This window comes from Streptomyces sp. HSS9-12 (genome assembly GCF_054963655.1).
The window spans coordinates 1-7,755 of the sequence record NZ_JBUEGC010000093.1 but is presented as its reverse complement, the minus strand read 5'-3'; the positions used below and the strand labels follow the sequence as shown (position 1 = coordinate 7,755).

Annotated in this window: 3 protein-coding genes and 1 pseudogene; 3 read left to right on the top strand and 1 reads right to left on the bottom strand. The window is 69.8% G+C overall.

What is annotated here, in order from left to right:
* The first annotated feature begins 84 nt into the window (after nt 1-84).
* The 3 genes from ACY34J_RS28445 (at nt 85) to ACY34J_RS28435 (ending at nt 6,363) form a co-directional block, all read left to right on the top strand.
* The gene (locus ACY34J_RS28445; protein ID WP_462729519.1) at nt 85-999 is read left to right on the top strand and encodes a hypothetical protein; all 915 of its coding nucleotides are present in this window, start codon (nt 85-87) and stop codon (nt 997-999) included.
* A gap of 66 nt (nt 1,000-1,065) precedes the next feature.
* A complete protein-coding gene (locus tag ACY34J_RS28440) occupies nt 1,066-4,068 on the top strand; it encodes a Tn3 family transposase (RefSeq protein ID WP_462729518.1) in 3,003 nt (1,000 codons plus the stop codon).
* 219 nt (nt 4,069-4,287) lie between these two features.
* Complete coding sequence (locus tag ACY34J_RS28435) at nt 4,288-6,363, top strand: WD40 repeat domain-containing serine/threonine protein kinase (protein WP_462729517.1); 2,076 nt, start codon at nt 4,288-4,290, stop codon at nt 6,361-6,363.
* 248 nt (nt 6,364-6,611) lie between these two features.
* Here the strand turns inward: ACY34J_RS28435 and ACY34J_RS28430 are convergent.
* A pseudogene (locus ACY34J_RS28430) lies at nt 6,612-7,587 on the bottom strand (tyrosine-type recombinase/integrase).
* Between the last annotated feature and the right edge of the window lie 168 nt (nt 7,588-7,755).

Sequence of the window (7,755 nt, the reverse complement as noted above, 5' to 3'; positions counted from 1 at the left end):
GTCGCGCACACCACGCCAACGACGCCCGTCACCCTTCGTTACCACCGATTACGGGACAGAGCCGAACGTTTTACAGTCCCCGCCATGGACAACCCGCTGTCCGGCCTGACCTGGCTCTATACCCGCAAGGGACGGACCGACTCGCCCGAGCACCTGCTGCGGCGCCTCGGCCGCGGAGAGATAGAGCTGACCCACGAGGCATTCCACACCCTCCAGCCCTGGAGGGCGGCCTCCCACCTGCGGGAACTTCTGATGGCCTGCGGCGTGCTCCCCACCGTCGACAAGCAGATCTGCTCGTTCGACGCCGACATCACAGACTCGGACCATGCCCAGCTCGTCCGCCGCTTCGCCACCTGGGAAGTCCTGCCACGGCTGCGCACCCGCGCGGAGAAGAAGCCCATCACTCCGGCCGGCCGACGCTATGCGGGCGACCAGGTCAAGCACGCTACCGCCTTCCTCCAATGGCTCTCCGAGCACGACCTCGCCCTGCCCGCCTGCCGCCAGGCCGACATCGACGCCTGGCACGCCGAGCACAACGAGCACGGCCGCAACACCATCCGGGCCTTCCTGCTGTGGTGCATGGCCAGCAAGCTCACCAGGCGCTTCCGACTGCCCGCCGCAGTGATCCGCCAAGCGGCACCGCTCCCGCAGCACGAACGCATCGACATGCTCGGCCGCCTCCTGACCGGCCATGATCTACCGCTGCGGACCCGAGTCGCGGGCGCCATCGTTCTGCTCTACGCGCAGCCGCTCAGCCGCGTGGTCCGCCTCACCGTCGACGACGTGGTCCACGACGGCGACCAGGTCCTCCTCCGGCTTGGCGAACCACCCTCCCCCATCCCCGGGCCGGTCGCCGATCTCCTGCTCGCCTGGTCGGGCCGGCCAGCCGATGCACCCAGACTCACTCGCGGCCCTGGCCAACGACCTCGGCATCGGGGGTTGAGGAACATCGGAACGAAAACCGGCGCTAAGCCTCCCGCGCACCTGAGAGCGCTTTGACCTGGACTTCTTCGAGGGCGGAGCCTTCAGCAGTCGTGTTGATCATTGACTGTGTGGAGGTCCGGGGTGCCGGTCGAGTTTCTGACGGATGCACAAGCCGCCGCGTACGCGGCGTACAACGGAGCGCCGTCCCGTACGGAGTTGGAGCGGTTCTTCTTCCTGGACGACGCGGACCGGGAGCTGATCGAGGGCAAGCGGCGGTCCCACAACCGGCTGGGCTTCGGGGCCCAGCTCACGACCGCGCGCTACCTCGGGGTGTTCCTGGACGACCCGACCGAAGTGCCGGCTGAAGTCGTCGACTACCTCGCCGAGCAGCTCGGCATCGCGGACGCATCGGCACTGAAGGCGTACGGGGAACGGGAGAACACCCGGCTGGCCCACGTCCGTGAGCTGCGGAAGCTCCTGGAGTACACGGAGTTCGCCGAGGCGGAAGCCGAGTTGCGGGTGTGGGTGGACGCGCGGGCGTGGACAACCGGGGAGGGCCCGAAGGCTTTGTTCGACGCGGCGGTGGGGTGGCTGCGTGAAAGGCGCGTGCTGCTGCCCGGCGTGACGACGCTCGCCCGGCTGGTGGCGTCGGTGCGGGAGGCGGCGAACCAGCGGCTGTGGGACAGCCTCTACAGGCTGCTGAGCACCGGTCAGCGGGCGGTGCTCGACTCCCTGCTGACCGTGCCGCCCGGCGCGCGGGTATCGGAGCTGGACCGGCTGCGGCGCGGCCCGGTAAGGATCTCCGGGCCCCAGATGAAGTGGGCGCTTGAGCGGGCGGCGGAGATCGACGCGTTCGGTATGGGCGAGCTAGATGTGTCCGGGATACCGCCGCGGCGACTGGCAGAGCTGTCGCGGTACGGCGTGGACGTCAAGGCGTCCCTGCTGCGGCGCCACGGCGACTCCCGGCGCCTGGCCACCCTGCTGGCCACGACGGTGTACCTGACGAGCAGGGCGGTCGATGACGCGCTGGACCTGCTGGAGGTGCTGATCGCGACGAGGCTGCTCGTGCGGGCGGAGCGGGAGACGGCGAAGCAGAAGCTGAAGACGCTGCCGAGGATGGAGCGGGCTGGGATCAGGCTGGCGACCGCGTTCCGGGTCGTGTTCGACACCACGAGCGAGCAGGTCGACACCGAGTCCGGGGAGATCAGTCCGCCAGAGGTGGCGACCCTGACGGCGATGTGGGAGCGGATCGAGGCGGTGGTCCCGCGCGAGGAGCTGGCCGCCGCAATCGCCGCGCTGTTCGAGCTGGCGCCGCCGATCGACTCGGACGCGGACGAGGCATGGCGGACGATGCTGGTCACCCGGTTCCCCACCGTACGGCCGTTCCTGGCTCTCCTCGTCCAGGTCGTCGACTTCGGTGCCACCCCGGAGGGCCTGCCGGTCCTCAAGGCGCTGAAGTCGCTGCCCGATCTGATGGGGCGCAAGAAGGTCGGACCCGACGAGATCGACACGTCCCTGCTGGTGGGCTCGTGGCGGCGGCTGGTGCTGTCCGCGCCGCACCTGGAGGCGGGCACGGTGGACTGGAAGGCGTACGTGTTCTGCGTGCTGGAGTCCTTCCACCGGCTGCTGCGCCGACGGGAGGTGTTCGCGAAGAACTCCTCCAAGTGGGGCGACCCGCGGGCGAAGCTGCTGGACGGCGAGGCATGGAAGCAGGTCCGCCCGACCGTGCTGGCCTCCCTGAACCTGCCCGGCGAGCCGGGCGAGCACCTGGCGGCGCGGGCCGCGCTGCTGGACGGCACGTACCGGGAGGTCGCCGGGCGGGTGCCGGCGAACTCCCAGATCGTGTTCGACGACGACGGCCGCCTGCACTTCGCCGCCCTGGAGCCGGAGCCCGACCCCGCCTCGCTGACCGACCTGCGGAAGGCGGTGGAGGCGATGATGCCCCGCGTCGACCTGCCGGAGGTGCTGCTGGAGGTGTTCTCGTGGACCGGCGCCGACCAGGCGTTCACCTCGATCACCGGCGGCGAGGCCAGGCTCAAGGACCTGCACGTGACGGTCGCCGCGCTGCTGGTCGCGCATGGCTGCAACGTCGGGTACACGCCGGTCATCGGCGGGATTGACGAGCTGAAATACGGCAGGCTGTCCCACGTCGACCAGACGTATCTGCGGCTGGCCACCTACCGTGCCGCGAACGCCACCCTCATCGAGCACCAGGCGTCCATCGGTCTCGCGCAGGCGTGGGGCGGCGGTCTGGTCGCCTCCGTGGACGGCATGCGGTTCGTCGTCCCCGTCCCTTCGGTCTACGCCCGCAACGACCAGGCGGCGGGGCTCGGCGGGAAGGTAGTGGCCGGCACCCCGCGCGACTCCCTGTATGTGCTCGATGTCCTCTACGACCGGGACGGCGGCAAGCGGCCGGAGACGATCGTCACGGACACCGCCTCGTACAGCGACATCATCTTCGGCCTGCTCACCCTGGCCGGGTTCGTGTACGCGCCGCAGCTCGCGGACCTGCCGGACCAGAAGATGTGGCGCATCGACCGCACCGCCGACTACGGCGCCTTCCAGGAAGCGGCCCGCGGCCGGGTCGACCTCGCCCGGATCGAACGCCAGTGGGAGGACATCCTGCGGATCATCGGCTCCATCCACACCGGCGCGGTCCGCGCGTACGACGTGATCCGGATGCTGTCGCGGGACGGGCGGCCGACCCCGCTGGGGGACGCGATCGCGCACTACGGCCGGATCGCCAAGTCCCTGCACATCCTGCGCCTGGCCGACGAGCCCGGCTACCGCCGCCAGATCAAGGCGCAGGCCAACCTCCAGGAGGGCCGCCACGCGCTCGCCCGGAAGATCTTCCACGGCCGCTCGGGGCAGCTCTACCAGCGCTACCAGGACGGCATGGAGAACCAGATCGGCGCGCTCGGCCTGGTCCTCAACGCCGTCGTCCTCTTCAACACCCGCTACATGGACGCCGCGGTCAACCAGCTGCGCGCGGACGGTTTCGACGTCCGCGACGAGGACGTCGCCCGCCTCTCCCCGTTCGTGCGGCAGCACATCAACATGCTCGGGCGGTACTCCTTCCAGCTACCCGAGCTGCCCGGCGGGCTGCGGCCCTTGCGCGACAAGCAAGCGGCCGACGACGAGTGACTACGCGGGCTCGCCGTACTCGGCGACGTAGGTCGCGTAGCGCTCCGCGAGGATGGCCCGGCCGACCTCGGCGGTCGTTCTTCCCTGTCTGACACATCAGCAGGTGCGTGGTGCCGGGTAGGGGCTGCGCGAGTACTGCGGCGCCACTGTCCGGGGGGAAGAAGCTTCGCTTCCTGGTTTGGGGATACACGCGTTCGTGATGGGGCGTTAGAACGTATCATGGTGGCCATGACGGGGGCGAAGGGCGACCTGGTCGCTGGGCAGTACCGGCTGGTGGATCTCGTGGGCGAGGGAGGGATGGGCCGGGTCTGGCGTGCCCGCGATGAGAAGCTTGACCGGATGGTGGCGGTCAAGGAGCTGCTGGTGTCGCCTGCCTGGAGCAGAGCGCAGCAGCAGGAGGCGGTCGAGCGGATACGGCGGGAGGCACAGGCCGCGGCACGTCTGAAGCATCCGGGGATCACCACGGTGTACACGGTCACCGAGCACGGGGGCGCGCCCGTGATCGTGATGGAGTTGGTGTCCGGTCCATCGCTGGGGCGGGTGCTAAAGGAGCAGGGTCGGTTACCGGCGGGGGAAGTGGCGCGGCTCGGGTGCGGAATCTTGGAGGCGCTGGGGGCGGCGCATGAAGCGGGTGTGGTGCACCGTGACCTGAAGCCGGACAACATCCTGCTGTCCGACCGGCATCCGGTGATCACGGATTTCGGGATCGCCTGGTTTGCGGATGCCACCAGCGCTTTGACCAGTACCGGTTCGATGCTGGGCACGCCAGCCTATATGGCCCCCGAACAACTCCAAGGCAAGCGTGCCAGCGCCGCCTCGGACCTGTGGTCCCTGGGTGCGACCCTGTATGCGGCGGTGGAGGGCCGGCTCCCTTTCGACGCCGAGAACGCGAACGTGTGGGCGCTTATGGCGGACATCCGCGAGAATCCGCCACGGCCGATGCGGTATGCGGGGTGGCTAGAGCCGGTCCTGGCCGGTCTGCTCGAGAAAGACCCTGCCCGGCGGAGCACCGTCATGGCAGCCACCCGCGCCTTGGCCGGCGGCGGCCCCGCCGTGCCGCCAGCTCTTTCCTCGGCGCCTGGCGCTGCGGGGATCGCGCATCTGCCCACTGTCACCGCCCCGCAGGCCAGCCACGCCCCGAAGGTGCCTGAGGGCAGGCCCGGCGGGCTTCCCGGTCTCCGGCGGTGGAGGACGCGGTTCGGCGCGAGGACTCCGGCGTCTTCACCGATGCCGCCGCCTCCGTCGTCGCTGCCGGTGGTGCAGTCGGTGCAGGATCAGCCGCGGCATTGGCTGCCGAGCCATGTCCTGGAAGGCTTCTTTTTCATCGGGTTCAGAGGGGATGACGCCTCCCTCGTCGTCCGCGATATGACGACCGTCCGGTTGTGGGATATGGCCACAGGCCGCAGCACCGACATCATCTCTCTTCCCGAGTCGACCGGACCAATGACGCTGAGTCCGGACGCTTCCACCCTTGCCGCTGGCAGCACACGACGCGGCGACAGCACAGCGCGGCTGTGGGATGTGGCCACCGGCCTTGTCGCCGCCACCCTCACCGGCCACACCGAAACCGTCCACCGGACGGTGTTCAGTCCGGACGGCACCATCGTGGCGACGATCAGCCTCGACCACACGGCGCGATTGTGGGAGTCAGCCACTGGCCGCCCTCGCGACACCCTCGCCGGATGCAGCGAACGCCTGGTATTCAGTCCGGACGGCGCCACCCTGGCGACCAACGGAGCCGATAACACCACCGTGCGGCTGTGGGATGTGGCCACCTCGCACGCCCCTGCCACACTCACTGGCCACACCAAGTGGGCCTCACAGATCGTGTTCAGTCCGGACGGGGCTCTCGTCGCCACCGGCGGCAACGATCCGTCGATTCGCCTGTGGGATGTGGCCACCGGCCAAACGGTCGCCGTCCTTGAGGGTCACACCGAACCCGTCTACTCGGTGGCGTTCAGTCCGGACGGCACCATCGTGGCGACCGGCGGAGCCGACGACACCGCGCGGCTGTGGGACGTGGCCACCGGCCGGGCCGTCGCTGTCCTCGGCGACCACACCGACCACATCCAGTCGGTGGCGTTCAGCCCCGATGGTGCCATCCTCGCCACCGGGAGCGATGACATGACTGTCCGTCTGTGGGAGGCGGCCACCGGTTGCGGCATCACCGCCCTTGAAGGCCAGATCGGGCACACCCATGGCGCGGTGAAGTTCAGTCCTGACGGGACCGTCCTGGCCGCGGACGCAGTCAGCCGTGATACCGGGTGGACCACGCGTCTGTGGGTGGGACGGTGAGGGGCTCTCATGAACCACCCCGCGGTCGGTGGAGGCTCGATTCTCTGAAGCCAGCCACCGTCCGCGGCTGGTGACAGGGCTCTTGCCAGCACCCCTACTCCCACGCTCCCCGTCGGCGACTCGGGCTGGGATGGTCTGCTGCACTCGCGGGCCCTGGAGGACCTGGCGTGGTCGCCCGGCACGGCGGCGAAAGCGGTACGCGTCTGGCCGTGAGCCTTCCACGGTAGGGCACACCAGCGACAGCAAGGTCAGCGGCGCGCGTCACCGGGGGCGAGCAGACTGGTCAGCTCCGAGATCGCCTCGGGGGACGGCTTGAAGTAGCGGCGGACGTTCTCCGGCTTCTTGTGCCGCGACTTCGCCATCAGCATCAGCAGGGAGGCGCCTTGCTCGCCGAGGTGGGTCAGGGCGGAATGGCGGTACTCGTGCAGGTCCCAGCCGGTCCCCTGCCCCCGCACGGCGGTGTGCTCATCGAGCAGGGCGCGGGCCTGGCCGTAGGAGAGACGGCCCAGGCCGGTGTCCGGGCAGACATCCCGCGGGTTGACCACCTTTCCCGGGCCGGGGCGGCGGTGCGTGACGAACACCGGCCCGCGGGTCCGGCCGCGCAGCAGGCGGGGCAGGAGCCGCGCGGTGCCAGCGTCCCAGTACACGGTCTCCAGCACGAAGTCCTCGCGTGCCTGCCCGCGACGGCGAACCTTACTCCGGGCGCCCTTGGCCTTCACCGGGCAGCGACGCCCGGCGAGGTCCAGGTCCTCGATGTTCACGCCGAGGACCTCCTCCGACCGCCCCAGCGGTCTCGTAGAGCATCCGCCACAGCGTCTTCTCCCGCAGGTGGACCTCACGCCGGGCGATCAGCCGGTCCACCGCCATCTTCGAGCGGGCCGGGGTCTCGGAGTCCGGCACAGCCAGCCGCTTCGTCCAGGCCGGGACCGCCGGCCCGTCGTAGCCGTACGACTCGCACCAGGCCAGCCACGACAGCACCGCCGCCCGGCGGGCGTTCCAGGTGTTGACCGCCGCGGTGCCCCACAGCAGTTCCAGGGCCTCACCGATCTCGTCGTCCGCGACCGACCCCAGCGGGCGGGCCTCCCCGATCCGCTCGGCCGTCTTACCGACTCCGGTCGAGTAGCTGCGGGCCGTGTTCGGGTTGCGGAGCGAGTTGAGGAAGGCGTCTGCCGCCGCGCGGACGGTCAACGCCTTCCCGGCCGACAGCTGTACGACGGTGGGCACTGCTTCTCCCTTGCCACGGATAACAGGGCCGCTTCCTGTAGCGACCGGAGAACGTCACCGCAGGTGACGAATCAAACTACCGCAGATATTAGGGCGTTATCCGTGGGACGACTTCAGGCGGGTCCGGTCGCCGACGCTCCGTCAGCCGCCCACCAGGGCCGACGGAGG